We start from the raw sequence: 26,075 nt of genomic DNA on the forward strand, positions 1-26,075 counted from the left end.
GAACGTGTGGTTCTGGGAACTGGTTGGGAAGATCAGTCGGGTGGGGCGGTGGGCACAAAACAGCTGGGGCGGTGGGAACGAATCCGCTGGCGCGGTGGGAAGGGAACGCATCGGGGTTCAGCCACGGTAGTCAGGGCGACCGCCGAGGTTCAAGTTGTTGTCCCCAGCCTGTGGATAGTGTCTCTCGCCGGGAGCCGGTTTGACCGGATGGCGTAGCCGCGCGTACCGTGACCAGGTCGAGTTGTCGATGGCTGCTGCCGCCTGCCTCCGATGGGCACAGGTCACGTCGAGTGATCGGGAAGCGGTGCACTCGGGCGTAATTACGAGCTACTCGTGGGCGCACGGTGACAGCCAAGGCGGCACCCCGCCACCACCGATTCTTTCTGGAGCCCCCGAGTGAGCAAGCGCACCTTCCAGCCGAACAACCGTCGTCGCGCCAAGACCCACGGCTTCCGCCTGCGGATGCGCACCCGTGCCGGCCGCGCGATTCTCGCGAACCGCCGTGGCAAGGGTCGCGCCAGCCTGTCCGCCTGATAGCAACAGGTCATGATGTCGTGCTGCCTACCGAGCATCGGCTGAGGCGGCGCGAGGACTTCGCGACCGCGGTACGCCGAGGACGCCGGGCCGGACGCCCGCTCCTCGTCGTCCACCTTCGTAGCGGTGCAACGGACCCGCACGCGCCTGGGGAGAGCGCTCCCCCGACGCGTGCGGGTTTCGTCGTGAGCAAAGCCGTGGGCGGAGCGGTGGTGCGCAACAAGGTGAAGCGCAGACTTCGCCATCTGATGCGCGACCGAGTCGCCCTGCTGCCCCCCGGTAGCCTGGTAGTCGTACGAGCGCTGCCCGGTGCGGGCGACGCCGACCATGAACAGCTGGCCCGAGACCTGGATGCCGCCCTTCAGCGGCTGCTGGGAGGGGGCGCGCGATGAAGTACCCGCTGCTGGCTCTTATCAAGCTGTACCAGTGGACGATCAGCCCGCTGCTCGGGCCGGTGTGCAAGTACTACCCGTCGTGCTCCCACTACGGCTACCAGGCCATCGACCGGCACGGTGCGATCAAGGGAACGGCACTCACCGCCTGGCGCATCCTCCGGTGCAATCCGTGGTCGCTGGGTGGTGTGGATCATGTTCCGCCGCGCAAGCGTCCGCGGTGGCACGAACTGCTGCGTAACGCCTGGCACGCACGCAAGGGCGGGAACTCCGCCGCCGAACCGGCCATCGACGGGCATGGAATGTCCGACCATCCCTCGAGCCCGGCCGCCGAGACCCCGTCCCATGCTCAAGGAGCCTGATTAGTGGACACGATTGCCAGTCTCTTCAGCTTCATCACGACACCCGTTTCCTGGGTCATCGTCCAGTTCCACGCCGTGTACGGGAAGATCTTCGGTCCTGATACGGGCTGGGCCTGGGGCCTGTCCATCGTGTCCCTGGTGATCCTGATTCGTATCTGCCTGGTCCCGCTCTTCGTGAAGCAGATCAAGGCCACTCGGGCCATGCAGACCCTGCAGCCCGAGATGAAGAAGATCCAGGAGCGCTATAAGAACGACAAACAGCGCCAGTCCGAAGAGATGATGAAGCTGTACAAGGACTCGGGTACCAACCCGCTCTCCTCGTGCCTTCCCATCCTGGCGCAGTCGCCGTTCTTCTTCGCCCTGTACCACGTGCTCAACGGCATCGCGACGGGCAAGACGATCGGCGTCATCGACGATCAGCTGCTCGCCAGCGCCCGTAAGGCGCACATCTTCGGCGCCCCGCTCGCGGCGAAGTTCACCGACAACGCCGACAAGGTCGCTCAGCTCGGCGCCCAGATCACCGACGTCCGGGTCGTCACCGCGATCATGATCGTGCTGATGTCGGGGTCGCAGTTCTACACCCAGCGTCAGCTGATGACGAAGAACGTCGACACCACGGTGAAGACGCCCTTCATGCAGCAGCAGAAGATGCTGATGTACGTCTTCCCGGTCATGTTCGCCGTCTTCGGTATCAACTTCCCGGTCGGTGTTCTCGTCTACTGGCTGACCACCAACGTGTGGACCATGGGCCAGCAGATGTACGTCATCCGCAACAACCCGACCCCGGGCAGCAAGGCCCAGGCCGCGTACCTGGAGCGCCTGCAGAAGCACGTCACGCACCACGAGAAGACGCGTGGCCGTGGCGAGAAGGCCATCGTCAAGGCGGTCGTCGCCAAGGGGCGCGAGCGCAATGAGTTCGAGCGCAAGTTCATCAACGGTCTGACGAAGGCGGGCCTGGTGGCCCAGGCCGACGGCACCGTGGTGAGGGGTGAGGCCGCGACGGTCGTCGAGACCGAGGACGGCACCACGATCACCACCACCGGCGGCGCCGCCCCCAAGCGTCAGCAGCCGAAGCGTCAGTCCAAGTCCCAGCGCCAGTCGGGCACGACGACCGGCACGGCGAAGGCGGCGGATGAGTCCGAGCCGAAGACCTCGCTGACCAAGTCCGACGAGCCGCAGGACGCCAAGCCCGCACCCAAGCCGGCAGGCGGCGGCAACAAGCCGGGCACCGGTACCCGCAGCAAAGCCCAGTCCGGACAGCGCAAGGGCCCGCAGCGGCCCAAGTTCCCGTCCAAGAAGTAAGAAGGAGTCCATCCCGTGACGGAAGGCACCACCTCCGCCGCCGCTGAGGGCGACACCCTGAGCCGCCTTGAGCAGGAAGGCGAGATCGCGGCGGACTACCTCGAGGGTCTGCTGGACATCGCCGACCTCGACGGCGACATCGACATGGACGTCGAGGCCGACCGCGCCGCTGTCTCGATCATCAGCGACGCCGGCAGCCGCGATCTGCAGAAGCTGGTCGGTCGTGACGGCGAGGTGCTCGAGGCCCTCCAGGAGCTCACGCGCCTGGCCGTTCACCGGGAGACCGGGGACCGCAGCCGGCTGATGCTGGACATCGCGGGCTACCGTGCCAAGAAGCGCGAGGAGCTCTCCGAGCTGGGCGCCAAGGCCGCGGCCGAGGTGAAGAGCTCGGGCGAGCCGGTGAAGATGAAGCCGATGACGCCCTTCGAGCGCAAGGTGGTCCACGACGCGGTCAAGGCCGCGGGCCTGCGCAGCGAGTCCGAGGGCGAGGAGCCGCAGCGCTTCGTCGTCGTGCTTCCCGCCTGATCGGTACGTACGTTCCTCCGGCCCCGTCTGTTGAGCAGGCGGGGCCGAACTTTGTCAGCCTGGTAGTCGCTGGTAGTCCCTGGTAATCCCTGTTGGTCCTGTTGGTCAGCGCTCAGTGCGCTTAGCGGTACGGAAGGACGGTCCCCCGTGACGGAGGCAGCGGAGCTCCCCCCTGTGCCCGAGGAGGCTCGGGCGGTATTCGGCGATCGCTTCGCAGACGCGGTCCGGTACGCGGAGCTGTTGGCCGAGACGGGAGTGCAGCGTGGGCTGATCGGCCCCCGCGAAGTGCCCCGGCTGTGGGAGCGGCACCTGCTGAACTGCGCGGTGCTCTCCGAGGTTGTGCCCGAGGGTGTGACCGTGTGCGACGTCGGCTCAGGCGCCGGGCTGCCCGGCATTCCGCTGGCTCTCGTCCGGGACGACATCAAGATCACTCTGCTCGAACCGCTCCTGCGACGGACCAACTTCCTCACCGAGGTCGTCGAGCTTCTCGGCCTCGACCATGTGACCGTCGTCCGCGGCCGAGCCGAGGAAGTCATGGGCAAGCTGCCGGCGGTCCATGTGGTGACCGCCCGGGCCGTCGCTCCGCTGGACCGACTGGCGACCTGGGGGATTCCGCTGCTTCGCCCGTACGGCGAGATGCTTGCGCTCAAGGGCGACACCGCGGAGGAGGAGCTGAAGAGTGCCGCGACGGCGCTCAGCAAACTCGGCGCCGTGTCGACGTCCATCCTGCACGTCGGTGAGGGCATCGTGGACCCGCTGTCGACCGTGGTGCGGGTCGAGGTCGGGGAGAGCCCGGGTGGGGTGCGGTTCGCCGCGAAGCGGGCCAAGGCGGCCCGGACGGGGCGTACCCGCCGACGCCGCTGAGTGGGAGTTCTTCGTCACGTTCACTGATCCGTCCTGACGGCGAGCCGTACTCCACACAAGCTGCCAAACCTACGCATGTCGGAGTGTCGCGCCGTGATGGCCGTGGCCGCTAGGCATCGTGTTTCACGTGAAACGTCGCTCACTGCTGCACGGCATCATCAGTCGGGGCCGCGCCGCGGCCGAACCCCGCGACCGTAAGCCTCTCGGTTCACTCGCAGAGGGTATGGAGTTGTCCACAGAGGTGGATTTCTCCACAGAAGAACGGGCCTCGCTGGTTCACGACCCCGAAGGCATGGGAGGCTCTGTTCATTGCGAGCCTGAAGTCGAGGAGAGTGAATCCTTGCGGTCCGACGCCAACATCGCGGGACCGATGACCGATCCGGTCCCCGGTCCCCGTACCGAGTCGATGGGGGAGGATGTTTCACGTGAAACACCGCCCCCGATGGACGACACTCCCATCGGTCGTGCTGCCCAACTGGCGATGGAGGCGCTAGGTCGCGCCGGCGAGGGCCTGCCACGGCCTGAGCAAACCCGCGTCATGGTGGTCGCCAACCAGAAGGGCGGGGTGGGGAAGACCACGACCACGGTCAACCTTGCTGCCTCACTCGCTCTGCATGGCGGACGTGTCCTGGTGATCGACCTCGACCCTCAGGGCAATGCCTCCACGGCGCTGGGTATCGACCACCACGCCGAAGTTCCTTCGATCTACGACGTGCTGATCGACAGTAAGCCGCTCTCCGAAGTCGTACAGCCGGTGCCCGATGTCGAGGGCCTCTTCTGTGCCCCTGCCACGATCGATCTCGCCGGTGCGGAGATCGAGCTGGTGTCTTTGGTGGCACGGGAGAGCCGACTGGAGCGAGCGATCCAGGCGTACGAGCAGCCTCTGGACTACATCCTCATCGACTGCCCGCCGTCGCTCGGTCTCCTGACGGTCAACGCGCTGGTTGCCGGCGCGGAAGTCCTCATCCCCATCCAGTGCGAGTACTACGCCCTGGAAGGCCTGGGGCAGCTCCTGCGGAACGTCGACCTGGTGAGGGGACATCTCAATCCCGACCTCCATGTCTCTACGATTCTGCTCACCATGTACGACGGCCGGACGCGCCTCGCGTCCCAGGTCGCGGACGAGGTGCGGAGCCACTTCGGCGACGAGGTGCTGCGGACGAGCATTCCTCGCTCGGTCCGTATCTCCGAGGCCCCGAGCTATGGGCAGACGGTGCTGACCTACGATCCAGGGTCGAGCGGTGCCCTCTCGTATCTTGAGGCCGCACGAGAAATCGCCCTCCGAGGAGTCGGTGTGGCCTATGACGCGCAACACGCCCATGTGGGCGCACAGAACAGTCAGAACATGGTGGAGGGGATCCAGTGAGTGAGCGACGACGAGGGCTGGGGCGGGGCCTCGGCGCACTGATCCCCGCTGCTCCGACAGGAGAGAGGGCGGCCTCTTCGGCGGCGGGTGGAGCCACCACCTCGCCGACAGCCGTACCCGTACTCACTGCGGAACGCGGGGTGGCGGCGGCGAAGGTGGCCACGCTGCCGCCGGTTTCACATGAAACGGAGGAGCCATCGGCGAACGGAGTCCTCGAGACGCCTCCCTCGCCGGTCGGTGCTCACTTCGCCGAGTTGCCCCTGGACTTCATCACTCCCAACCCGCGGCAGCCCCGTGAGGTGTTCGACGAGGACGCTCTTGCCGAACTGGTGACCTCCATCAAGGAGGTCGGGCTGCTCCAGCCGGTCGTCGTGCGGCAAGTGGGTCCTGCGCGCTATGAGCTCATCATGGGCGAGCGGCGCTTCCGGGCCTGCCGTGAGGCAGGGCTCGAGGCCATTCCGGCGATCGTGCGGGCGACGGAGGACGAGAAGCTCCTCCTGGACGCGCTGTTGGAGAACCTGCACCGTGCCCAGCTGAACCCGTTGGAAGAGGCGGCTGCCTACGACCAGCTGCTCCAGGACTTCAACTGCACGCACGATCAGCTGGCGGACCGTATCGGCCGGTCGCGTCCGCAGGTCTCCAACACCCTGCGTCTGCTGAAGCTCTCACCCGCGGTCCAGCGTCGTGTCGCCGCCGGAGTTCTCTCCGCAGGGCATGCCCGAGCCCTGTTGTCCGTCGCGGACTCGGAGGAGCAGGACCGGCTGGCCCATCGCATCGTGGCCGAGGGGCTGTCGGTGCGGGCCGTCGAGGAGATCGTCACCCTGATGGGGTCGCGCCCGCAGACCGCTCCGCGCTCCAAGGGGCCGCGGGCCGGCACCCGACTCTCCCCGGCCCTGAGCGACCTCGCCACCCGTCTCTCGGACCGCTTCGAGACGCGGGTGAAGGTCGACCTGGGGCAGAAGAAGGGCAAGATCACGGTCGAGTTCGCCTCGATGGAGGACCTTGAGCGGATCCTCGGCTCGCTCGCTCCGGGCGAGGGACCGGTTCTCCAGAGGAGTCTTCTGGACGACGACTCCGAGGACACGGAGGCCTGAGCCGCCCGATGGCGGAACGGTCTCCGCTCGGCGACCTCAAGAGTGGGCCGTGTCCGGTGTGTGTCGGAACACGGCCCGCTCTTTGCTTTCTGGCGGTATCGATGGAATCGCATCGTGGATACGATGCGATCGGGTATGGCGCATCCACCTGGCGGCACCTTTCATTGGGGAGGCGGGGGCCATGCGAACCCTGAGCCGTACCGGACTGGTGAGCGCGGGCCTGGGACTGGGGGCGGTCGGCGGGTTCGTCGGCAGCCTGCTCAGGGAGCGAAGCGCTCTGACAGCCGCCCGCGACGCTGCGGGCGAAGGAAGCGAGGAACATCCTTCATGGGGCGTCGGCTCGTACCGCTCACGCTGGACAACCTTCCGGACCTTCCCAAGCGTTGTCGCGCGTGTGTCTTCTGGGAACTGGACCCAGTCAGCGGGGAAGCCGCGATAAAGGCGGGAACACCCGAACTGGAGAAGGAGGCCTGGATCTCTGCCGTCCTGCTGGAGTGGGGGTCCTGCGGCCGCGTGGTCTATGTGGACGACGTACCGGTGGGCTACGTGCTGTACGCACCCCCTGCCTATGTCCCCCGCTCCACAGCGTTCCCCACCAGCCCGGTCTCACCGGACGCCGTCCAGTTGATGACCGCCTTCATCATGCCGGGCTATCAGGGACAGGGCCTTGGCCGGGTGATGGTCCAGACGGTCGTCAAGGATCTGCTGCGGAGAGGCTTCAAGGCGATCGAGGCCTTCGGGGACGCGCGGTGGAAGGAACCCGCTTGTGTGCTGCCCGCCGACCATCTTCTGGCGGTGGGCTTCAAGACGGTGCGACCCCACCCCACGTACCCCCGTCTGAGGCTGGAGCTGCGAACGACGCTCTCCTGGAAAGAAGACGTGGAACTGGCGCTGGACCGCCTTCTGGGCGCGGTACAGAAGGAACCAGCGCTTCGACCCCTGTGACTCCTTGTAAAGCGAATGGGCCAGCCCTTCCGGGCTGGCCCATTCGTGTTTCACGTGAAACACACGCCGCTCTCGCGCGCGGCGGCTCACCGACTACTCGGCGATGAAGTCCTCGAGGTCCCGCACGATCGCGGCCTTCGGCTTGGCACCGACGATGGTCTTGGCGACCTCGCCACCCTGGTAGACGTTCAGGGTCGGGATGGACATGACGCCGTACTTGGCGGCCGTACCCGGGTTCTCGTCGATGTTGAGCTTGACGATCTCGATCTTGTCGCCGTATTCGGCGGCGATCGCCTCGAGCGACGGCGCGATCTGGCGGCACGGACCGCACCAGGCGGCCCAGAAGTCCACCAGGACGGGCTTGTCGCTCTTGAGGACGTCCTGCTCGAAGGAGTCGTCAGTCACATTCTTCAGGGTGCCGGCCACGGCGGGCTCCTTAACTGGTTGGTGCGGTGGGGCGGAAGGGGGTCAGACGGTGGCAGCCGCGGCGGTCTCGCTGTCCGCGAGGGCAGCGAGGTAGCGTTCGGCGTCGAGGGCGGCGGAGCAGCCGGTGCCGGCCGCGGTGATTGCCTGGCGGTACGTGTGGTCGACGACGTCACCGGCGCCGAAGACACCGGTCAGGTTCGTCCGGGTCGAAGGCGTCTCGACCTTGAGGTAGCCCTCGTCGTCCAGGTCGAGCTGGCCCTTGAAGAGCTCGGTGCGCGGGTCGTGACCGATCGCGATGAACAGACCGGTCACCGGCAGCTCGGAGATCTCACCGGTCTTGAGGTTGCGCAGCTTCAGGCCGGAGAGCTTGGGGCTGCCTTCGATCTCGGCGACCTCGCTGTCCCAGACGAACTTGATCTTCGGGTCGGCGAAGGCGCGCTCCTGCATGGTCTTCGAGGCACGCAGGGAGTCGCGGCGGTGCACGATCGTCACGGACTTGGCGAAGCGGGAGAGGAAGGTGGCCTCCTCCATCGCGGTGTCACCGCCGCCGATCACGGCGATGTCCTGGTCCTTGAAGAAGAAGCCGTCACAGGTGGCACACCACGAGACGCCGCGGCCGGAGAGGGCGTCCTCGTTCGGCAGGCCGAGCTTGCGGTGCTGCGAGCCCGTTGTGACGATGACGGCCTTGGCGCGGTGCACGGTGCCCGAGGTGTCCGTGACGGTCTTGATCTCGCCGGACAGGTCGACGGCGACGACGTCGTCCGGGACCAGCTCGGCGCCGAAGCGTTCGGCCTGGCCGCGCATGTTGTCCATGAGCTCGGGGCCCATGATGCCGTCCTGGAAGCCGGGGAAGTTCTCCACTTCGGTGGTGTTCATCAGCGCACCACCCGCGGTGACGGCGCCCTCGAAGACCAGCGGCTTCAGCGACGCGCGCGCGGTGTAAAGCGCTGCCGTGTAGCCGGCAGGCCCTGAGCCGATGATGATCACGTTACGGACGTCGCTCACGGCTTGATTCCTCGTCTCTGGAGACTGCTACGTACTACCGGTGGGAGCCTCTCTCAGAACTCTCACCCCACCCAACGGATCCTAAGGGGCTTGCATTCCCGTTGTGTCGGGGCACACGGAGACGAGACACCGCGCAGAGATGCCATGGGGTTACTGGGGAGGAGGCCGCTCGACGCCGATGCGCTCAGGAGCGGGCGTAGGAGTGCGTCAGCAGGAGCTTTCCGGGGGATGTCGAGTTCTGCTTCGCGCAGGCGGCATCGACGATGTACGCCGTCACCTTCGTGTTGTCGGAGGCGTCGGGCAGTACGACGAGATAGACGCTCGATCCCTTGTAAGTGCCCTCCTGCGCGGCGAGGACGGCCGCGTTGCTTCCGGTCCCCTTCTGGATGCAGTCGGGGATCTGCACGGTGGGCGTGATCAAGGTGTCGACTCCGGCGGATCCGTTGCCGGCGTCATTGGACGTGACACCCCAGGGGTGCTTCGGACTGGCTGAGCGGTTGTTCGTGGTCTTGTTCTTCGCGAGGAGATCCGCGACCTGAGTCTTCAGCTTCCCCTCGGAGAAGGTGTCCTTTGACCCCTGCTGTGTCGCTGTCTGGTTCTTGCCGGAGCCGTCGCCGCCGATCGACTGGACGAGGACCGCGCCCAAGCCGAGAGCGGCGGCCGTGAACACTGTGCCGAGAAGGACCACCCTGCGGCGCCCACTGCGCCCCCGACGTGAACGACCGGGGCCGGTGGCGGCGTGGGAATGCCCGGAGGGACGATCTGCGATGGAAGCAGGGGCCGGTTCGCCCGACGCGAGGGAGACCCCGGCGACCGATGTTTCACGTGAAACACTCGCCCGGTCGTCCTCTGCCCCAGATACATGGTCCGGCGTCGTCGCACTCAGCAGAGCTTCCGCGGCCAGGGCGGCATCAATGCGACCGGCCACATCGTCGGGCATACGCGTGGGGCCCGGCAGTGTGCCGAGCAGCCCCCGGATCTCCTCCAGGGAGTCGTACACGTCGGCGCAGAGCACACAGCCGTCAAGGTGTCGTCGTACGTCCGCGGTGCGGGCAAGCGAGAGCAGACCTTCGGTGAGGTCGGAGATCTCCGCGACGTCCGGGTGCCCGGCCGTATCCGTCGTGGATGTCACGCTCGCCCACCTCCGCCCTTCACAACAGCTGAATCGCTTGGCCCTGCATCACGTCGACCCGCATCGTGCGGCCCCGCTGCCGGTGGGACGGATGTCCCCTGCGTCCGGTTCCTTCCGCCGCCCGATTTGTTGCCGCCCTCACCGCTTGCGTTCTCCGAACGGAGATGGGTGAGCAGCGGGAGCAGTCTGGCTCTGCCCCGTGCGCAGCGGCTCTTCACCGTGCCGACGGGCACGTCGAGGACGCGGGCCGCCTCCGCCACGGGGTAGCCCTGCATATCCACCAGGATGAGGGCGGCGCGCTGGTCGGCCGGGAGGGTGCCCAGGGCCGTCAACAGCTCGCGGTGCAGATCGTTGCGCTCGGCCGGAGCAGCGGCGGACTCATGCGGTTCGAGGAGCTGTTCCAGGCGCTCGGTGTCATCGACGGGGGACGTCTTCCTGGAGGCGGCCTTGCGGGCGCGGTCCAGGCAGGCGTTCACCGTGATGCGGTGCAGCCAGGTCGTGACGGCCGACTGGCCGCGGAAGGTGTGGGCGGCCCGATAGGCGGAGACCAGTGCGTCCTGGACCGCGTCAGCGGCCTCCTCACGGTCTCCCAGCGTCCGTAGGGCCACCGCCCAGAGCCGGTCGCGGTGCCGCCGCACGATCTCACCGAAGGCCTCGGGATCGCCCTCCACATGGCGGGCGAGGAGGTCCTGATCGCTTGCATCGCCGTACGCATACGCGGCTTCATCGGCCATCGGACCCCCTCCCCTTCGTCGACGAGTGTCAGCCGGTGAACTTCACGTCGGTGATGGCTTGCTTGTAGCCGGCGTCGCTGTACTGGTCACCGTCTGCCTTAGGCACTGCCGTGAGCCAGAGCAGAACGTACCGGGTCTTCACCGGCTTCTTGGCCGAGACTTTCAGGTTCGTGCCACTGGTCGTCGCCGTCGCGATCTCCGTCATGGAAGTGAGCGGGGCGGACGACGACAAGGAGTCGGTGGCGTAGAGCGTGGCTGTCGTGTGATCGCCGGGGTAGTACAGCCCTATCGAGGCCGCCGACAGGTTCTGGGCGGAACCGAGGTCGTAGACGATTCCCACGCCCTGCTTGAAGGGCGCCAACTTGGGCCCGGCGTTGTAGGAGTAGGTCCTCCAGTACGTCGAGCTGTCCTGGTCGTAGGTCAGCTTCACGTCGTTCGCGTGCTGCGGCTTGCCGTCGGGGTAGTACTCGACCGCGCCCTGGATGCTCAGTTGCTTTGCCGGTTTGGTCTTGTCGGTGTTCTTGTTCTTGTCGTTGCCGTCTGTCGGCTGTGTCGGCTGTGTGTCGTCGGACTTGCTGTGTTCCATCAGAGCGTCCGCGAGCTGCCAGCTGCCGAGTCCCAGAGCGGCGATCAGGAGGGCCGACACGGCCCACTTGAGTGCCTTGCCGGTGCGGCTCTGCAGCGGGGGCGGCGGGGCCGGTACGGGCTGCGGGGCGCCCATGTGGGGCGCGGGGCGGCCGTAGTTGCCCTGCTGGTACGAGGTGCGCTGGTACTCCGGCGGGGCCGTGAACGCGGGCTCCGGCGGGCGGATGCGGGGCATCTCGGAGATCGCCTTCACCAGTTCCTCCGGCGTGGTGCACGGAGTCTCGTGGCGGGAGGCGGTCGCGCCGTCGTTGGCGAGCGCGCGCATGGCGAGCTCCGACAGGCCGCGGTGCACTCCGGCCCGTACCTGGTCGGGGGCGATCAGGCCGACGCCCTTGGGCAGCCCGGACAGACCGTAGGCGTCGTTGTCGTACGGCCAGCGCTGGGTGAGCGCGGCGTACAGGAGCGCGCCGATCGCTTCCGTGTCGGTGCGCTGCGGGGTGTCCGAGCTGATGCCGCGCAGCGCGGCGTTCACGGCGAGCCCCCGGATGCGCCACTGGCCGGTCGAGGTGCGCAGCACGGCGCTCGGCGTCAGCCGCAGATGCGCGAGGCCCTCACGGTGCGCGGCGGCCATGGCCTGGGAGACCTGGCTGACCATCTGGTAGGCCTCGTGCACCTCCAGCGGACCCGAGGCCAGGAGCGTCGTCAGCTCCGTGGCGTCCGGCAGCCACTCGTGCACCACGTAGACGCGGTCGTCCTCCTCGACCGCGTCCAGGACCTGGACGAAGCGGGGATCGCCCAGCAGGGCGGAGGAGCGGGCCGCCGCCAGCACCGAGCGGGCCCGCGGATGGTCGGCGGGCAGCAGATGCACACCGACGGCGCGGCGCAACTTCTCGTCCACCGCACGCCAACTGCTGAAACCGTCCAGACGGGTGACGCACTCTTCGAGGCGATAGCGCCCGGCGAGCTTGTGGCCGCTGTGCAGTTCGGGCGGTGAGGCCTTTTCGGGACTCTCGGTCCCGCCGCTCCCCTGTGCCTCTTCGCTGTCCGTGTCCCGCTCCCGGTCCTGTGCCACCCCGTCGGACGTGGACTGGCCCGCCTTGGCGGTCAGCGGCTCGTCGCCGCTGTTGTCTGCCACGTCGACGGCAGCCGTACTCCGTTCCGCCACCGTCGTTCCCGCCTCCCCATTCGTTGCGTGCTGTCCGACGCAGAAACCAATTGTGCCCACAGTCCGACGCTATGCACGACACACGGCGACGGACGATGGTTGTGCGCGTACCCCCGCCTCAGCGCCCCAGGCGCCCGCGGACCATTCCGACCATTGAGTTGAGTTCTTCGATGCGCATCTTGCGTGCGGCGATGTAGAAGACGCCGAGCAGGGCGATGCCGCCCGCGAGGAGGGCTGCCAGGGAGCCCCCGACGCCCTGCCCGAGGGTGTGCCCGATGCCGTAGCAGGCCGCGCCGCTCAGCAGGGCCGCGGGCACCGAGGCGATGCCGAGACGGGCGTACGTCCGCAGGACGCGGGCTCCGTCCAGATCACCGCCGAGCCGCTTGCGCAGCCGGCTCCACGCGACGCCGACCCCGATCGCGTAAGCGAGGCCGTACGAGGCCGCCATGCCGACCACGGCCCAGCGGGCCGGAAGCACGAAGTAGCACGCGGCGGAGGCCACGGCGTTGACGGCGGCGACGATGACCGTGTTGTAGAAGGGGGTGCGCGTGTCCTCGTACGCGTAGAAGGCACGCAGGACGACGTACTGCACGGAGTAAGGGATCAGGCCGAGGCCGAAGGCCATGAGCATGAAGCCCATGTTGGTGGCTTCGCTGGTGCCCGAGGAGCCGAAGATCAGGGTGCACATCGGGATGCCGAGGGCGACGAAGCCGAAGGCGATCGGCACGATGGCGACGGCCGTCGTGCGCAGGCCCTGGGAGATGTCGTCGCGGACGGCGCCGCCGTCGCCCTCATGGGCCGAGCGGGCGAGCCGTGGCAGCAGGGCCGCCATCAGCGAGACCGTGATGATGGCTTGCGGCAGGCCCCACACGAGCTGGGCGTTGGCGTAGGCCGCGAAGCCGGTGCCCTGCACCTTGGTGTCATTGCCCGCGGAGGTGGCCAGCTGGGTGACGACGAGGGCGCCCGCCTGGTTGGCGAAGACGAAGAGCACGGTCCACTTGGCCAGCATCGCGGCCTTGCCCAGGCCGTGGCCCCTCCAGTCGAAGCGCAGCCGCAACCGGAATCCGGTCTCGCGCAGATACGGGATCATCGCGAGGGCCTGTACGACGAGGCCGAGGAGGATGCCGACGCCGAGGAGCCGCTGGCCGTCCGGCGGGATGTTCGTGACCCCCATACCGGAGTTCGACGCCGTGCCGTACACCCAGATGAACATGCCGAGCGTCACGATGATGACGATGTTGTTCAGGACCGGGGTCCACATCATCGCGCCGAACTTCCCGCGGGCGTTGAGGATCTGGCCCATCACCACGTGGATGCCCATGAAGAAGATCGTGGGCAGGAAGTAGCGGGTGAAGGTGACGGCGACGTCGTTGGCTGCCGGATTGTCCGCGATCTTCACCGACAGCAGACGCACCAGCAGGGGCGCGGCGAGGACCGCGAGTGCGGTCAGTGCGCCGAGCGCCACCATGACGAGGGTCAGCAGCCGGTTGGCGAAGGCCTCGCCGCCGTCCTCGTCCTCCTTCATCGCGCGTACCAGCTGCGGCACGAAGACCGAGTTGAGGCCACCGCCCACGGTGAGGATGTAGATCATCGTCGGCAGCTGGTAGGCGACCTGGAAGGAGTCGCCCAGGAAGCCGATGCCCAGGGCCGAGACGATCAGTGCCGAGCGGACGAAGCCGGTGAGCCGGGACACCAGCGTGCCCGCTGCCATGACCGCGCTCGACTTCAGCAGGCCCGACGCGCGTCCGCCGGACTTCTTCGCGGCGGATGCCGGTTCGGGGGCGGGGGCCTGCGGGGCGGCCGGAGCCGGTTCCTGCGTCGGCGACGGTACGCCCGGCGGGGCGACGGATGTACGGGTGCCTGCCTGGCCCTGGTCGCGGAAGAGGTGGGCGAAGGCGTCGGGCTCGTGCTGCTGCTCGCCGGCCTGGGTCACGAGGTCGTCCACGCCGACGAACTGGGTCGTGCGGGCGTCCTCGCCGTAGGGCAGGTGCCGAGTCGGGCCCGCGGGCTCCGGCGGGGGCGTCTGGGCCCACACACGGGGGTCGGGGGTGTACTGCGAGGTGGGCGGCTGGGCGTAGAGCGGCTGCTGCGGGTAGTAGGAGCCCGGGGGCGGCGGGGGGTGCGAGGCGCGGTCGTAGAGCGCCTCGGTCACCGGATCCTGGGCGGCGAGGTCCTGCGCCCGGTAGGGATCCTGGGTGTAGGCGTCCTGGAAGTACATGTCCTGGTACTGCCCCTGCGGCAGCTGGCCGGGGTCGGCCGGGGGCCCCTCCGGGTACCCCTCGGGGTAGCCGGTGTTGCCCATGCCCTGCTCCGGGTAGCCCGAGCCGCCCGCGCCCTGGTCCTGGTAGCCCTCGGGGTAGCCCGAGCTGCCCGCGCCCTGGCCGCGGTCACCGTCGTACGGCGCGTTCATGGTTACCCCACCTCATCGTCCCCGGGCCCACCGGCCACGACATCGCTCAACGGTCCACTCTCTCACCCGTGCCGGACGGGTCGGTGCTTTCCGGTGCGGTGTCCGGTGTCGGGTCACTCGGGTGCTCCGGGTCGTCTGCCCCGGGCTCCGTCGTGGACTCCCCGTCGGGACCGTCCTTGGAGCGCTCGGTGTCCTCAGTAGTGTCTACGGTGCCGTCCGCGTCCTCGTTCACACCGTTCCCGCCCTCGGCGTCGGGAGCTTCCTGCTGCTCCTCCTCGGCCTGTCGGGCGGCCGCCCGCTTGCGCTGCGTGTACATCCGGAAACCGGCGAGGACGAGGAGAAGGACGCCACCGCCGATGACCAGCATCACCGTGGGGGTGATCTCGGTGACCTTCACTTCGAAGGCGACGGGAGGACCGTACGCCTGGCCGTCGTCCGTGAACAACTGGGCGACCACCGTCACCGGGCCGTTGGCCTTGGCCGAGGTGGTGAACTTCACCGACTGGCTGTGCTCGCCCGCGACCTGGATCGGGTGTTCGGCGTAGGGACCGTTGCCGATCTTGAGGCGGGTGGGCTGCTGCGAGGTGAGGCGCAGCACCAGGTGGTGGACGCCCTGTACGAGGTTGTTCTGCACCGTCACGGGGATCGTGGCGCTGCGGCCCGAGAGCTTGGCGTCGGACTTGTCGATCAGCCGGACGAGATCGGTGAGGTCGTCGAGGTACGACTCGACGCCCTTGCGGAAGGTCTGCGCGTGGCCGGCCCGGCCGCGCCAGGACGTGGCCATCCCCCGGTCTATGGCCCGACCGAACGGAGTGACCACGCGGGACTTGTCGGTGAGGATGACCTTGAAGTTGTCGAGCGTGCTCTGTGTGGCCTGGATCTGCTCGAAGGCCGACCGCGGCAGCTCCTGCTTGCGCAGCGACGAGGGGTATGAGGACGCCGAGGGCACCATTGTGGTGGCGTTCGGGTCCGGCTTGGCCTTGGCGGCCGCGGACAGGCCCTGGGAGTCCGTCCAGTTCCCGTCCTGGAGGTCCCTGAGAGCCGTCGCCATCGTCAGGGCCTGGCTCACGGACGGCATGCGCTGCGGGGCGATGACGATGCTGCGCTGCTTGTTCGGCTCCTGCAGGTTGACCATCAGGCTCTGGGCGAGGAATTCCTGCACGGCGAGGGTGGAGGTGTCGGCCTTCGCCATGTCGCCCTGGAACGCGGTCGACAGCCGGGAGTCCGCGACCACGGCCGTTGTGCCGCCACCGATGGGGCGGGCCGCGGTGGGCGTGTACACCAGCCCGCCGGTCTCGCGCAGGCTGTCGCTGCGGGCGATCACTTTGTCGGCGCCGGCGGAGGTGGCGACCTTGACGATCGACGGATCGACGGCGCCCTCGGCGGGCCAGGCGAAGTCGGTGTCCGGCTTCACATGGAGGATCGTCTCCACCGTGCTGGAGGCCACGTCCGTGGCGTCCTTGAGGTGGCTCAGGGAGCCGGTGACGTCCTTGCCGTTGTGCGCCAGCGATGCGAGGTCGGGGTCGGCGAAGGGGAGGGCGACGACTTCCTTGTCCGCGACCGTCTTCTCGAGCTTGTCGAGCCAGTCCTTGGCGATGGCCTGGTTCTTGCCGGCCGTGGTGGTGTCGCCGTTCTGGATCTGGTAGTTGCGGGTCATGGCGTCGACGGAGGCCAGCAGGTCCGGGTCGAGGACCCAGGTGACGTCGAGGTCGCTGCCCAGGGACAGGAGCTGGTCCAGGCGGCCGCCGGGGGAGATCTCCTTGGCCAGGTCGTCGTTCTGGAAGACGGGTGTCTGCTGGGCGTCCGAGCCGGTCTCCGCCCTGAGGTGGACTGTCGAGATCAGCGGCCAGAGATACGTCGTCTTCGTCCTCGTGTCCGCCGCGCTGGGCTGCCAGGGCAGGAACGTCCGCTCGATGCCGAGCACCTGGTCCCACTGCTGGGCGGCGGTCTGCCCGGTGACGGAGACGCCGAGCTGGTACACGCCGTCGGAACCGAGGTCCAGATCCTTGACGGGCACCGAGATGCTGAACTGCTGTGAGACGCCCGCGGGCAGCTTGGAGAACGTCTCGACGTACTTGCCGCCGACCTCGAAGGGGTCGAGGCCCGGCTGGAATCCCGTGCGCTTCGCCGCGTCGTCGATGGCGACCCGGCCCTGCAGGGACGGCCCCACGCGCAGGCCCACGTGCGCGCCCGTGATCGTCTGCTTGCCCTTGTTGGTGACCGAGCCGGAGACCGTGATCGTGTCGCCGTCGGTGGGGGCGCTGGGGCTCAGCGAGTCCAGGGAGACATCGACCGTGCTGGACCCGGTGGCGTCGGACGCAGCGGTCCTCTCCACGGCGTGGGCGGCCGGGGAGGCGGGCAGCTGGAGCAGGCCGGCCAGCAGGGGTGCCCCGGCCAGCAGTGTGCCGGTGCGCCGCAGCCACCGGCGGGCAGGTGAGGGACTCATCCCCAGGAAGTCTGCCGCCTCGGCCACGCGCTCGCCCGTCCCTCGTCATCGTCAGTGGTCGTCGGAATGTGCGTCCACGCATGGTAACGATGCGCGCTGAGGGTAAGTGCCGCGGTCCGCTCCGCAAGATCAGCAGACTGGGCCGACTGTCCTGTATGCGTACGTATTGACCCCCCTATAAGGAGGGGACGCCTGTGCACGTTTTATGGAGGCGCCCGCGGGTGCCCCGGCCACGTACCCTTTTCTGTTGTGCCGAACGCCAACGAAGACAACCCCAGTGCCCTGAGTCAGGTGCAGCACCGCGCGGTGAGTGAACTGTTGCGGGTGTCCCCTGTCGCCGACGACCTTGCCCGCCGCTTTCAGGAGGCCGGGTTCTCACTCGCCCTGGTCGGCGGCTCGGTCCGGGACGCGCTCCTTGGCCGGCTCGGCAATGACCTGGATTTCACGACCGATGCCCGCCCCGAGGACGTACTGAAGATCGTGCGGCCCTGGGCGGACGCCCTCTGGGAGGTCGGGATCGCCTTCGGTACCGTCGGCGCGCAGAAGGACGCCCGCGTGGGCGACGTACAGCAGTCCTTCCAGATCGAGATCACGACGTACCGCTCCGAGGCGTACGACCGGACCTCCCGCAAGCCCGAGGTGTCCTACGGCGACTCCATCGAGGAAGACCTCGTGCGCCGCGACTTCACCGTGAACGCGATGGCCGTGGCGCTGCCGGAGAAGGAGTTCATCGATCCGTACGGCGGCCTGGAGGACCTGTCCGCCCGCGTTCTGCGTACCCCGGGCACGCCCGAGGACTCGTTCTCCGACGATCCGCTGCGGATGATGCGTGCCGCCCGGTTCGCCGCTCAGCTCGACTTCGAGGTGGCCCCCGACGTCGTCGCCGCGATGACGGACATGGCCGGGCGCATCGAGATCGTCTCGGCGGAGCGGGTGCGGGACGAGCTGAACAAGCTGATCCTTTCCGCGCACCCGCGCAAGGGCCTGACGCTGCTCGTCGACACCGGGCTCGCCGACCATGTGCTGCCGGAGGTTCCCGCGCTGCGACTGGAGCGTGACGAGCACCACCGCCACAAGGACGTCTACGACCACACGCTGATCGTCCTGGAGCAGGCGATGGAGCTGGAGGAGAGCGGCCCGGACCTGACGCTGAGGCTCGCCGCGCTGCTGCACGACATCGGCAAGCCGAGGACCCGGCGTTTCGAGAAGGACGGGCGGGTCTCCTTCCACCACCACGAGGTGGTGGGCGCCAAGATGACCAAGAAGCGGATGACGGCGCTCAAGTACTCCAACGATCTCGTGAAGGACGTCTCGCGTCTGGTCGAACTTCACCTGCGCTTCCACGGGTACGGAACCGGAGAGTGGACGGACTCCGCGGTCCGCCGTTATGTACGCGACGCGGGCCCGCTTCTCGACCGTCTCCACAAGCTGACCCGGTCCGATTGCACCACGCGCAACAAGCGCAAGGCGACTGCGCTCTCCCGGGCGTACGACGGTCTGGAGGAGCGCATCGCCCAGCTCCAGGAGCAGGAGGAGCTGGACGCGATCCGTCCCGACCTCGACGGTAACCAGATCATGGAGATCCTGGGCATCGGGCCCGGCCCGGCGATCGGCCAGGCGTACAAGTTCCTGCTGGAGCTGCGGCTGGAAAACGGGCCGATGGAGCACGACGCGGCGGTGACGGCGCTCAAGGAGTGGTGGGCCGAGCAGGCCTGAGGCTCACGGTGCGGGCCATGCGGGGTCATGTTTCACGTGAAACATGACCCTGGAAGTTCCTGTCGAGAACAGTCAGGGTCGGTGTTTCACGTGAAACACCGACCCTGACCGCATGTCGACCGCGCTACTACTTGGTCTCCTTGAGGCACAGCACGACGTCGTGGCCGCCGCCCGACTGGATGTACGCGATCGGCGCGTCCGTGACGTCCTTGCACTTGGTGTCGTCGCTGGTTCCGTCGAACTTCTTGACGACCTTGTACTGCGCATCGTTGGAGGAGCAGTCGACCTCGTTGAGGTCGGCTTTGGAGTCCGTGCCGTCGTTGTGCATGCAGCTACCCACCGACGTGGTTTCCGCGTCGGTCTCGCTCCCGAACCAGCCCAGGCCGAACTTGAGGGCTATGACGACGATGCCGACGATGACGGTCCCGATGAGGCGCACCATCTTCTTGCCCCCGCGCTTGGCGGGCGCGGGGGGAAGGACGGGAGCGCCCTGGTTGGGGAACGGTGCGTAGGGCTGTTGCGGGGGAACTCCCGGCTGGACGGGCTGCTGCCCCATGGGAGCGGTGGGCTGCTGGGCGTACGGATTCTGGCCCTGGGGCGGCGGCGGAACGGTCACTTGGGGGTCCCCCTCGAACAGTAAGAGCGCGTGGCGTGAAAGTAAGACGCCCGTAAGTTATCGGCCCCCAGTGACAACGCTGTGCCTCTGTGGGGGCTCCGTGGCGCTGATGCCGCACTTACTGAAGATCAAAGCGGACCATAGTGGCAGTAATCGCTGCGTAGATAACGGAAATTGTTACCACGAGCGGAGCTGAGCGTCCGTCAGGAGGCAGTATCAGGGCGGCTACTGCGGCCGCGCCGACGAACGCCACGTTGAACAGGACGTCGTAAACGGAGAAGATCCGGCCGCGGTAGCCGTCGTCGACCGAGGACTGCACGATCGTGTCGGTGGCGATCTTCGCGCCCTGTGTGGTCAGACCCAGGACGAAGGCGGCGGCCAGCATGGGCCCGGGGGCGAACGGCAGGCCGAGCGCGGGCTCCAGGACCGCGGCCGCGCCGGCACAGGCGACGATCCAGCCGCTGGGGCCCAGCCGCCCCACCGCCCAGGGCGTCACCACCGCAGCGACGAAGAAGCCCGCCGCGGAGACGCCCACGGCGAGGCCCAGAAGGGCGAGCCCTTCCTTGGAGCCGGACGACCAGGAGTACCGGCAGAGCATCAGCACCATGACCGTCAGGGCGCCGTAGCAGAAGCGCATCAGGGTCATCGCCAGGAGCGCCCAGGCAGCCTTCCGTCGAGCGGGCTCGGCAAGATGGCGCACGCCGGCCGCGAGATCGCGCGCAGTGCCGGTGAGCGCCGTGCGCAGGCTCGGCTGCACCCACTCCTGATCGGGGCCGAGCAGTTCCGGGGAGATACGCAGCGAGGCGAGCGCCGCGCACAGATAGAGGGCCGCTCCGAAGAGGACGACCGCCGCATCGGAGTCCGAGGCGACCAGCCGTACGGCGAATGCGAGACCGGCACCCGCGGTCGCGGCGAGGGTCCCCGCGGTGGGCGACAGGGAGTTGGCCATGACCAGCCGCTGGGAGTCGACGATGCGGGGCAGGGCGGCGGAGAGGCCCGCGAGGACGAACCGGTTGACCGCGGTGACGCACAGCGCGGAGACGTAGAAGAGCCAGTCGGGGACATGGCTCAGCATCAGGACGGCTGTCACGCAGGCCAGCGCGGCGCGCAGCAGGTTGCCGTACAGGAAGACCTGGCGGCGTCGCCAGCGGTCCAGCAGGACACCGGCGAACGGGCCGACGAGGGAGTACGGGAGGAGCAGTACGGCCATGGCGGAGGCGATCGCGCCGGCCGAGGCCTGTTTCTCCGGGGAGAAGACGACGTACGTGGCGAGCGCGACCTGGTACACGCCGTCGGCGCCCTGGGACAGCAGACGGATGCCGAGCAGGCGTCTGAAGCCCTGGAAGCGCAGGAGGACGCGCAGATCACGCACGACAGCCATGGGGCACAGCCTCACATAAGGGGGAGGGTCCCCGGGCACAGTGCCCGGGGACCCTCAACAGCCGAGTCGGACCGGAGTCCGTACATGCTGCCCTTGTCTCGCTAGCGCTCGACCTCGCCCTTGATGAACTTCTCGACGTTGGCGAAGGCCTCGTCGTCGAAGTACTGGACCGGCGGGGACTTCATGAAGTACGAGGACGCCGACAGGATCGGGCCGCCGATACCGCGGTCCTTGGCGATCTTCGCGGCGCGCAGCGCGTCGATGATGACACCCGCGGAGTTCGGGGAGTCCCAGACCTCGAGCTTGTACTCCAGGTTCAGCGGGACGTCACCGAAGGCGCGGCCCTCGAGGCGGACGTACGCCCACTTGCGGTCGTCCAGCCACTGCACGTAGTCCGACGGACCGATGTGGACGTTCTTCTCGCCCAGGTCGCGGTCGGGGATCTGCGAGGTGACGGCCTGCGTCTTCGAGATCTTCTTGGACTCGAGGCGGTCGCGCTCCAGCATGTTCTTGAAGTCCATGTTGCCGCCGACGTTGAGCTGCATGGTGCGCTCGAGACGGACACCGCGGTCCTCGAACAGCTTCGCCATCACCCGGTGCGTGATGGTGGCGCCGACCTGCGACTTGATGTCGTCGCCGACGATCGGGACGCCCGCCTCGGTGAACTTGTCCGCCCACTCCTTGGTGCCGGCGATGAAGACCGGGAGGGCGTTGACGAAGGCGACCTTGGCGTCGATGGCGCACTGGGCGTAGAACTTCGCCGCGTCCTCGGAACCGACGGGCAGGTAGCAGATGAGGACGTCGACCTGCTTGTCCTTGAGGATCTGGACGACGTCGACCGGCGCCTCGGCGGACTCCTCGATGGTCATGCGGTAGTACTTGCCGAGACCGTCGAGGGTGTGGCCGCGCTGGACCGTGATGCCCGTGTTCGGGACGTCGCAGATCTTGATGGTGTTGTTCTCGCTGGCACCGATGGCGTCGGAGAGGTCGAGGCCGACCTTCTTCGCGTCGACGTCGAAGGCGGCGACGAACTCGACGTCACCGACGTGGTAGTCGCCGAACTGGACGTGCATCAGACCCGGGACCTTGGACGCCGGGTCGGCGTCCTTGTAGTACTCGACGCCCTGCACCAGCGAGGCGGCGCAGTTGCCCACGCCGACGATGGCTACGCGAACCGAACCCATTCCGGTTGCTCCCTGTGTGTACGAGGTGAAGCCCCGACTGGACCTCACGTGGTGGTGTCGTCGGACGGATCCGGCCGGGACGTGTCCCGGTGCCGGGGCAGGCCGCCCGTCTCTCCATATGTGCTGTTCTGCTGAGCGGAGCCTTCGGAGGCGCCCCGGGAGGCGCCCTCGGAGGCACCTGGGGAGGCGCTTCCGGTGGCGGAACCCTTGACGTCCCGTCCCACCCGCTCGCTCTCGATGAGCTCGTTCAGCCAGCGCACTTCGCGCTCCACGGACTCCATTCCGTGGCGCTGGAGCTCAAGCGTGTAGTCGTCGAGGCGCTCCCGGGTGCGTGCCAGCGAGGCACGCATCTTCTCCAGCCGCTCCTCGAGCCGACTGCGGCGGCCCTCCAGTACGCGCATGCGCACGTCGCGTGACGTCTGCCCGAAGAACGCGAAACGAGCGGCGAAGTGCTCGTCCTCGTACGCGTCGGGCCCCGTCTGCGAGAGCAGCTCCTCGAAGTGCTCTTTGCCTTCCGCGGTCAACCGATAGACGATTTTGGCGCGACGCCCCGCGAGCGGAGCGGCGAGGGCGTCCTCGGTGGTGTTCCCCGATTCCTCGATCAACCAGCCGCTCGCGACCAGCGTCTTGAGGCAGGGATAGAGCGTCCCGTAGCTGAAGGCACGGAACACACCCAGTGACGTATTGAGTCGTTTGCGCAGCTCATAGCCGTGCATCGGGGACTCGCGGAGCAGGCCGAGGACGGCGAACTCCAGGATCCCGGATCGCCGGCTCATGTCGCCTCCTCTCTGTCGCGGTCCCCTCGGCACGTTCTTTATGCCGTGCTGATGTATCGACTCGATACATCAGCACGATAGATCGGCCGTCCGCCTGCGACAAGAGGGGCCATGGTGAACGGCGTCACATCACGGATTGATACGAAGCAAGTTGCCTGTTTTGGGGGTGAACCTCGGGGCTAGGTGGGTTTTGACGGTGCGTAGTCTGTGCGCCATGCAGAACCACCGGGAACCGAGTGACACCTGAGGACGTCCTTGTCCTTAGTGCAGTACGGGTGAATGTGTAAACGACCGCATCCGTACTTCGGGGGGACCGGAAACCAGCCGCCGTTTCCAGGCGCGCAAGGGTGCGCCTGCCCGAGGAGTAGTCGTTCGATGAGCGAGCACCGTCGCAAACCGCCGCAGCAGCAGGGCGGCGGACGTGCCGCGCCCCGACGCGGCCAGCCCGGTCCGTCCTCCGGCCGCCGTGCGGCACCGCGGGGCGCCACCGGGTCCCCTTCCGACTCCTACGAGTCGGAGGGCGGTGAGGAGCGCCCGTACGGCAGCCGTGCCGAGGCCCGGCGGGCGGCACAGAGAGGCAGCAGTGGAGGCGGCCGGCGCAGAGGCGCCGAAGCCGCGGGGTCCGGCGGCCGCCGAGGCGGTCCCGGGGGTCCGAACGGGCCCGGGCGCGGGCGGGCCACGGGGCCCGTCAAGAAACGCTTCATCGACTACCCGCGCGCGGGGAAGTCGGGGGCTGGGCGCTGGGTGCCGTCCTGGAAGCTCGTGACGGGGCTGTTCATCGGCTTCTGCGGGAGCCTGGTGGCCGTGGCCGGTGTCGGGTACGCGATGGTGAGTGTCCCGGACGTCGCGAACACCGCCACGGCGCAGAACAACGTCTACTACTGGGCCGACGGCAGCCAGATGGTCGCCACCGGCGGTGAGACGAACCGGCAGATCATCAACTACGCGCAGATTCCCGCAGCGATGCGGTACGCCGTCATCTCACAGGAGAACAAGACCTTTGAGACCGACAGCGGCGTCGACCCGAAGGGTATCGCGCGCGCCTTCTTGAACATGGCCAAGGGCGGCCAGACGCAGGGTGGCTCCACCATCACCCAGCAGTACGTCAAGAACGCGATGCTGAACGACCAGTCGCAGACGATCTCCCGGAAGTTCAAGGAGATCTTTGTCGCGATCAAGGTTGGCGCCACGGTCGACAAAAAAGAGATCATGGCCGGCTACCTGAACTCCGCGTACTACGGTCGTGGGGCCTACGGGATCCAGGCAGCCGCGCGCGCGTACTTCAACAAGGACGCCACCGACCTCGACCCGAGCCAGTGCGCCTTCCTGGCCGCGATGCTCAAGGGCGCCACGTACTACGACCCGGCGGGTGCGACATCGCTCGACGCTGCAGCCACTCCCGAGGCCAACACGAGGCGGGCCACGCTCCAGTGGTCGGACACCCTGGACAAAGAGGTCAAGTACGGCCACCTGAGCGCCACGGAGCGGGCCAAGTACAAGACGCTCCCCAAGGCTCAGAACCCGCGGTCGAACACCCGGCTCAGCGGCCAGATCGGCTATCTCGTCGATCTCGCCAAGGCGTACATCATCAACAACACCAAGATCACCGCGAACCAGCTTCAGCAGGGCGGCTACTCGATCCACACGACCTTCGAGAAGAAGAAGGTCAATGCGCTCGAAAAGGCCGTGGCGGAAGTCCGCAAGAAGAAGATCAACCCCAAGCTGCGGCCGAAGACGGACACGTACGTCCAGTTCGGAGGGGCCTCCGTCGAGCCGTCCACGGGCGCGATCAAGGCCATCTACGGCGGTGAGGACGCGACCAAGCACTTCACCGACAACGCCGACCAGACCGGTGCCCAGGTGGGTTCGACGTTCAAGCCGTTCGTCCTGGCGGCCGCCATGTCGTGGGGTGTACGCGACCCCGCCCTCGGAGAATCGCAGTCGCTGGATGAGCGCACCATCGTCTCTCCGAAGAGCCTCTACAGCGGTAAGAACAAGCTCAAGATCCAGAACTGGAACCACTCCGTCTGGACCGACAAGGACGGAAAGGAGTGGCTCCAGGCCAACGATGGAAACGAGTCGGTCAACCCGCCGAGTTACAAGATCGATCTCCGCGAGGCGATGGAGCAGTCCGTGAACTCCGCCTACGTCCAACTCGGTATGGACGTGGGCCTGGACAAGGTCGAGGAGGCCGCGCTGCACGCGGGCATCCTCAAGACCAGTCTGGCGAGTTCCAACTTCCCTTCGTTCTCCATCGGTACCTCCGACCCCAGTGCGATCCGTATGGCCGGCGCGTACGCCACCTTCGCGGACAGCGGCCAGCAGCACGATCCGTACTCGGTCGAGAAGATCGCCAACAAGGACGGCACGGTGTTCGATCACAGTAGTGTCGCCAAGGCGAAGGATGCCTTCACTCCGCTGGTCGCGGACAACGTCACCGACGTGCTGAAGTCGGTTGTCGACAAGGGAACCGGTACCGCCGCCCGCCTGACCGGCCGCGATGTGGCCGGCAAGACCGGTACCACCGACGGCAACAAGTCGGCGTGGTTCGTCGGATACACCCCGCAGTTGTCGACCTCGATCGATATGTACCGCTTGGACGACAACGCGTCCAACAAGAACCGCACGTTCCAGGAGATGTACGGCACGGGCGGCGAGGAGAAGATCCACGGCGCCTCGTTCCCGGCCCAGATCTGGCACGACTACATGGAGCAGGCGCTCCAGGGCACGAAGGCGCAGCCCTTCCCGACGCCCGAACCCATCGGCAAGGTCCTCAACGCCAGCCCGACCCCGAGCCCGACCCCGTCGGCCTCGGCGTCGCAGTCGGCGAGCCCGACGCCGAGCTCCTCGCCCAGCCCGTCCGCCAGTAGCTCTCCCTCGCCGTCGCCGAGCGACACCTGCGGCAACTTCAAATGGAACTGCGGCAACAACGGCGGGACGAACAATGGGGGCTCCACCGGTGGAACCACGACCTCGCCCACACCCACGGCGACCGACACCACCGGAAATATCGGAACTACCAAAGGTAATGCCAACGGAGGCATCTTCGGATGACAGACGGGCCGAGCGATAGACGCGGAGCCCGATGAACAGGGGCCGTCAGCTGTGGCTGACG

At 67.6% G+C, this 26,075-nt stretch carries 22 protein-coding genes; 11 read left to right on the plus strand and 11 right to left on the minus strand.

What is annotated here, in order from left to right; translation table 11 throughout:
* Nucleotides 1-396 precede the first annotated feature (396 nt).
* The 9 genes from rpmH (at nt 397) to OG747_RS22285 (ending at nt 7,384) form a co-directional block, all read left to right on the plus strand.
* Entirely contained in the window at nt 397-534 is a 138-nt protein-coding gene (rpmH, locus tag OG747_RS22245; protein WP_006381191.1) for a 50S ribosomal protein L34, read from the plus strand.
* Nucleotides 535-554: 20 nt separating this feature from the next.
* Entirely contained in the window at nt 555-926 is a 372-nt protein-coding gene (gene rnpA / locus OG747_RS22250; protein ID WP_266458390.1) for a ribonuclease P protein component, read from the plus strand.
* Nucleotides 923-1,288 carry a membrane protein insertion efficiency factor YidD gene (yidD, locus tag OG747_RS22255; RefSeq protein ID WP_405881101.1) on the plus strand — a complete coding sequence of 122 codons (366 nt, stop codon included), beginning with the start codon at nt 923-925 and terminating at the stop codon, nt 1,286-1,288. Before rnpA ends, yidD begins: the two co-directional genes overlap by 4 nt.
* Before the next feature lie 3 nt (nt 1,289-1,291).
* Nucleotides 1,292-2,590 (plus strand): membrane protein insertase YidC, encoded by a 1,299-nt coding sequence (yidC, locus tag OG747_RS22260; protein WP_405881102.1) that lies wholly within the window; start codon nt 1,292-1,294, stop codon nt 2,588-2,590.
* A 15-nt stretch (nt 2,591-2,605) separates the two neighbouring features.
* Nucleotides 2,606-3,115: a protein jag gene (locus tag OG747_RS22265; RefSeq protein ID WP_405881103.1), complete on the plus strand. Its 510-nt coding sequence runs from the start codon at nt 2,606-2,608 to the stop codon at nt 3,113-3,115.
* A 147-nt stretch (nt 3,116-3,262) separates the two neighbouring features.
* Nucleotides 3,263-3,979, plus strand: a complete 717-nt coding sequence (rsmG, locus tag OG747_RS22270; RefSeq protein WP_405881104.1) for a 16S rRNA (guanine(527)-N(7))-methyltransferase RsmG — start codon at nt 3,263-3,265, stop codon at nt 3,977-3,979.
* Between the two features lie 292 nt (nt 3,980-4,271).
* A complete protein-coding gene (locus OG747_RS22275; protein WP_405885626.1) occupies nt 4,272-5,345 on the plus strand; it encodes a ParA family protein in 1,074 nt (357 codons plus the stop codon).
* Nucleotides 5,342-6,439 carry a ParB/RepB/Spo0J family partition protein gene (locus OG747_RS22280; RefSeq protein ID WP_405881105.1) on the plus strand — a complete coding sequence of 366 codons (1,098 nt, stop codon included), beginning with the start codon at nt 5,342-5,344 and terminating at the stop codon, nt 6,437-6,439. Before OG747_RS22275 ends, OG747_RS22280 begins: the two co-directional genes overlap by 4 nt.
* 327 nt (nt 6,440-6,766) lie before the next feature.
* Nucleotides 6,767-7,384 carry a GNAT family N-acetyltransferase gene (locus tag OG747_RS22285; protein ID WP_405881106.1) on the plus strand — a complete coding sequence of 206 codons (618 nt, stop codon included), beginning with the start codon at nt 6,767-6,769 and terminating at the stop codon, nt 7,382-7,384.
* A gap of 93 nt (nt 7,385-7,477) precedes the next feature.
* On the opposite strand, the gene trxA is transcribed toward OG747_RS22285, so the two are convergent.
* From trxA to OG747_RS22320, 7 genes are all read right to left on the minus strand, one after another.
* On the minus strand, nt 7,478-7,810 hold the full coding sequence (gene trxA / locus OG747_RS22290) for a thioredoxin (protein WP_007383275.1): 333 nt from the start codon (nt 7,808-7,810) through the stop codon (nt 7,478-7,480).
* A 42-nt stretch (nt 7,811-7,852) separates the two neighbouring features.
* Nucleotides 7,853-8,815, minus strand: a complete 963-nt coding sequence (gene trxB / locus OG747_RS22295) for a thioredoxin-disulfide reductase (protein WP_405881107.1) — start codon at nt 8,813-8,815, stop codon at nt 7,853-7,855.
* 184 nt (nt 8,816-8,999) lie between these two features.
* Nucleotides 9,000-9,947, minus strand: a complete 948-nt coding sequence (locus tag OG747_RS22300; protein ID WP_405881108.1) for a hypothetical protein — start codon at nt 9,945-9,947, stop codon at nt 9,000-9,002.
* Complete coding sequence (sigM, locus tag OG747_RS22305; RefSeq protein WP_405881109.1) at nt 9,944-10,681, minus strand: RNA polymerase sigma factor SigM; 738 nt, start codon at nt 10,679-10,681, stop codon at nt 9,944-9,946. The genes OG747_RS22300 and sigM overlap by 4 nt, the downstream gene beginning before the upstream one ends.
* 28 nt (nt 10,682-10,709) lie before the next feature.
* On the minus strand, nt 10,710-12,431 hold the full coding sequence (locus OG747_RS22310; RefSeq protein WP_405881111.1) for a protein kinase family protein: 1,722 nt from the start codon (nt 12,429-12,431) through the stop codon (nt 10,710-10,712).
* A gap of 118 nt (nt 12,432-12,549) precedes the next feature.
* On the minus strand, nt 12,550-14,841 hold the full coding sequence (gene murJ, locus OG747_RS22315; protein WP_405881112.1) for a murein biosynthesis integral membrane protein MurJ: 2,292 nt from the start codon (nt 14,839-14,841) through the stop codon (nt 12,550-12,552).
* 46 nt (nt 14,842-14,887) lie between these two features.
* A complete protein-coding gene (locus OG747_RS22320) occupies nt 14,888-17,314 on the minus strand; it encodes a DUF6049 family protein (protein WP_405881113.1) in 2,427 nt (808 codons plus the stop codon).
* Nucleotides 17,315-17,536: 222 nt separating this feature from the next.
* Here OG747_RS22320 and OG747_RS22325 point away from each other — a divergent pair, with 222 nt between their 5' ends.
* Nucleotides 17,537-19,003 (plus strand): CCA tRNA nucleotidyltransferase, encoded by a 1,467-nt coding sequence (locus tag OG747_RS22325; protein ID WP_405881114.1) that lies wholly within the window; start codon nt 17,537-17,539, stop codon nt 19,001-19,003.
* Nucleotides 19,004-19,130: 127 nt separating this feature from the next.
* Here OG747_RS22325 and OG747_RS22330 read toward each other — a convergent pair whose 3' ends face one another.
* The 4 genes from OG747_RS22330 to OG747_RS22345 form a co-directional block, all read right to left on the minus strand.
* Nucleotides 19,131-19,619 (minus strand): hypothetical protein, encoded by a 489-nt coding sequence (locus OG747_RS22330; RefSeq protein ID WP_405881115.1) that lies wholly within the window; start codon nt 19,617-19,619, stop codon nt 19,131-19,133.
* A 118-nt stretch (nt 19,620-19,737) separates the two neighbouring features.
* Nucleotides 19,738-21,000, minus strand: coding sequence for an MFS transporter (locus tag OG747_RS22335; protein ID WP_405881116.1), 1,263 nt, complete (start codon nt 20,998-21,000; stop codon nt 19,738-19,740).
* A gap of 101 nt (nt 21,001-21,101) precedes the next feature.
* On the minus strand, nt 21,102-22,184 hold the full coding sequence (locus OG747_RS22340) for an inositol-3-phosphate synthase (protein WP_405881117.1): 1,083 nt from the start codon (nt 22,182-22,184) through the stop codon (nt 21,102-21,104).
* 44 nt (nt 22,185-22,228) lie between these two features.
* Nucleotides 22,229-22,960 (minus strand): helix-turn-helix transcriptional regulator, encoded by a 732-nt coding sequence (locus OG747_RS22345; RefSeq protein ID WP_405881118.1) that lies wholly within the window; start codon nt 22,958-22,960, stop codon nt 22,229-22,231.
* 375 nt (nt 22,961-23,335) lie between these two features.
* Between OG747_RS22345 and OG747_RS22350 the strand changes: the two genes are divergently transcribed.
* Nucleotides 23,336-26,014, plus strand: coding sequence for a transglycosylase domain-containing protein (locus tag OG747_RS22350; RefSeq protein ID WP_405881119.1), 2,679 nt, complete (start codon nt 23,336-23,338; stop codon nt 26,012-26,014).
* Nucleotides 26,015-26,075: the final 61 nt, after the last annotated feature.

The organism is Streptomyces sp. NBC_01384, assembly GCF_045040035.1.
In the GTDB taxonomy this organism is placed as follows: Bacteria; Actinomycetota; Actinomycetes; order Streptomycetales; family Streptomycetaceae; genus Streptomyces.

Bases quoted from the DNA above. Each gene is read 5' to 3' on its own strand.
- OG747_RS22275 (WP_405885626.1), top strand. From the start codon at position 4,272: ATGGGAGGCTCTGTTCATTGCGAGCCTGAAGTCGAGGAGAGTGAATCC.
- OG747_RS22340 (WP_405881117.1), bottom strand. From the start codon at position 22,184: ATGGGTTCGGTTCGCGTAGCCATCGTCGGCGTGGGCAACTGCGCCGCC.
- OG747_RS22345 (WP_405881118.1), bottom strand. From the start codon at position 22,960: ATGAGCCGGCGATCCGGGATCCTGGAGTTCGCCGTCCTCGGCCTGCTC.
- OG747_RS22350 (WP_405881119.1), top strand. From the start codon at position 23,336: ATGAGCGAGCACCGTCGCAAACCGCCGCAGCAGCAGGGCGGCGGACGT.
- sigM (WP_405881109.1), bottom strand. From the start codon at position 10,681: ATGGCCGATGAAGCCGCGTATGCGTACGGCGATGCAAGCGATCAGGAC.
- yidD (WP_405881101.1), top strand. From the start codon at position 923: ATGAAGTACCCGCTGCTGGCTCTTATCAAGCTGTACCAGTGGACGATC.
- OG747_RS22285 (WP_405881106.1), top strand. From the start codon at position 6,767: ATGGGGCGTCGGCTCGTACCGCTCACGCTGGACAACCTTCCGGACCTT.
- murJ (WP_405881112.1), bottom strand. From the start codon at position 14,841: ATGAACGCGCCGTACGACGGTGACCGCGGCCAGGGCGCGGGCAGCTCG.
- OG747_RS22335 (WP_405881116.1), bottom strand. From the start codon at position 21,000: ATGGCTGTCGTGCGTGATCTGCGCGTCCTCCTGCGCTTCCAGGGCTTC.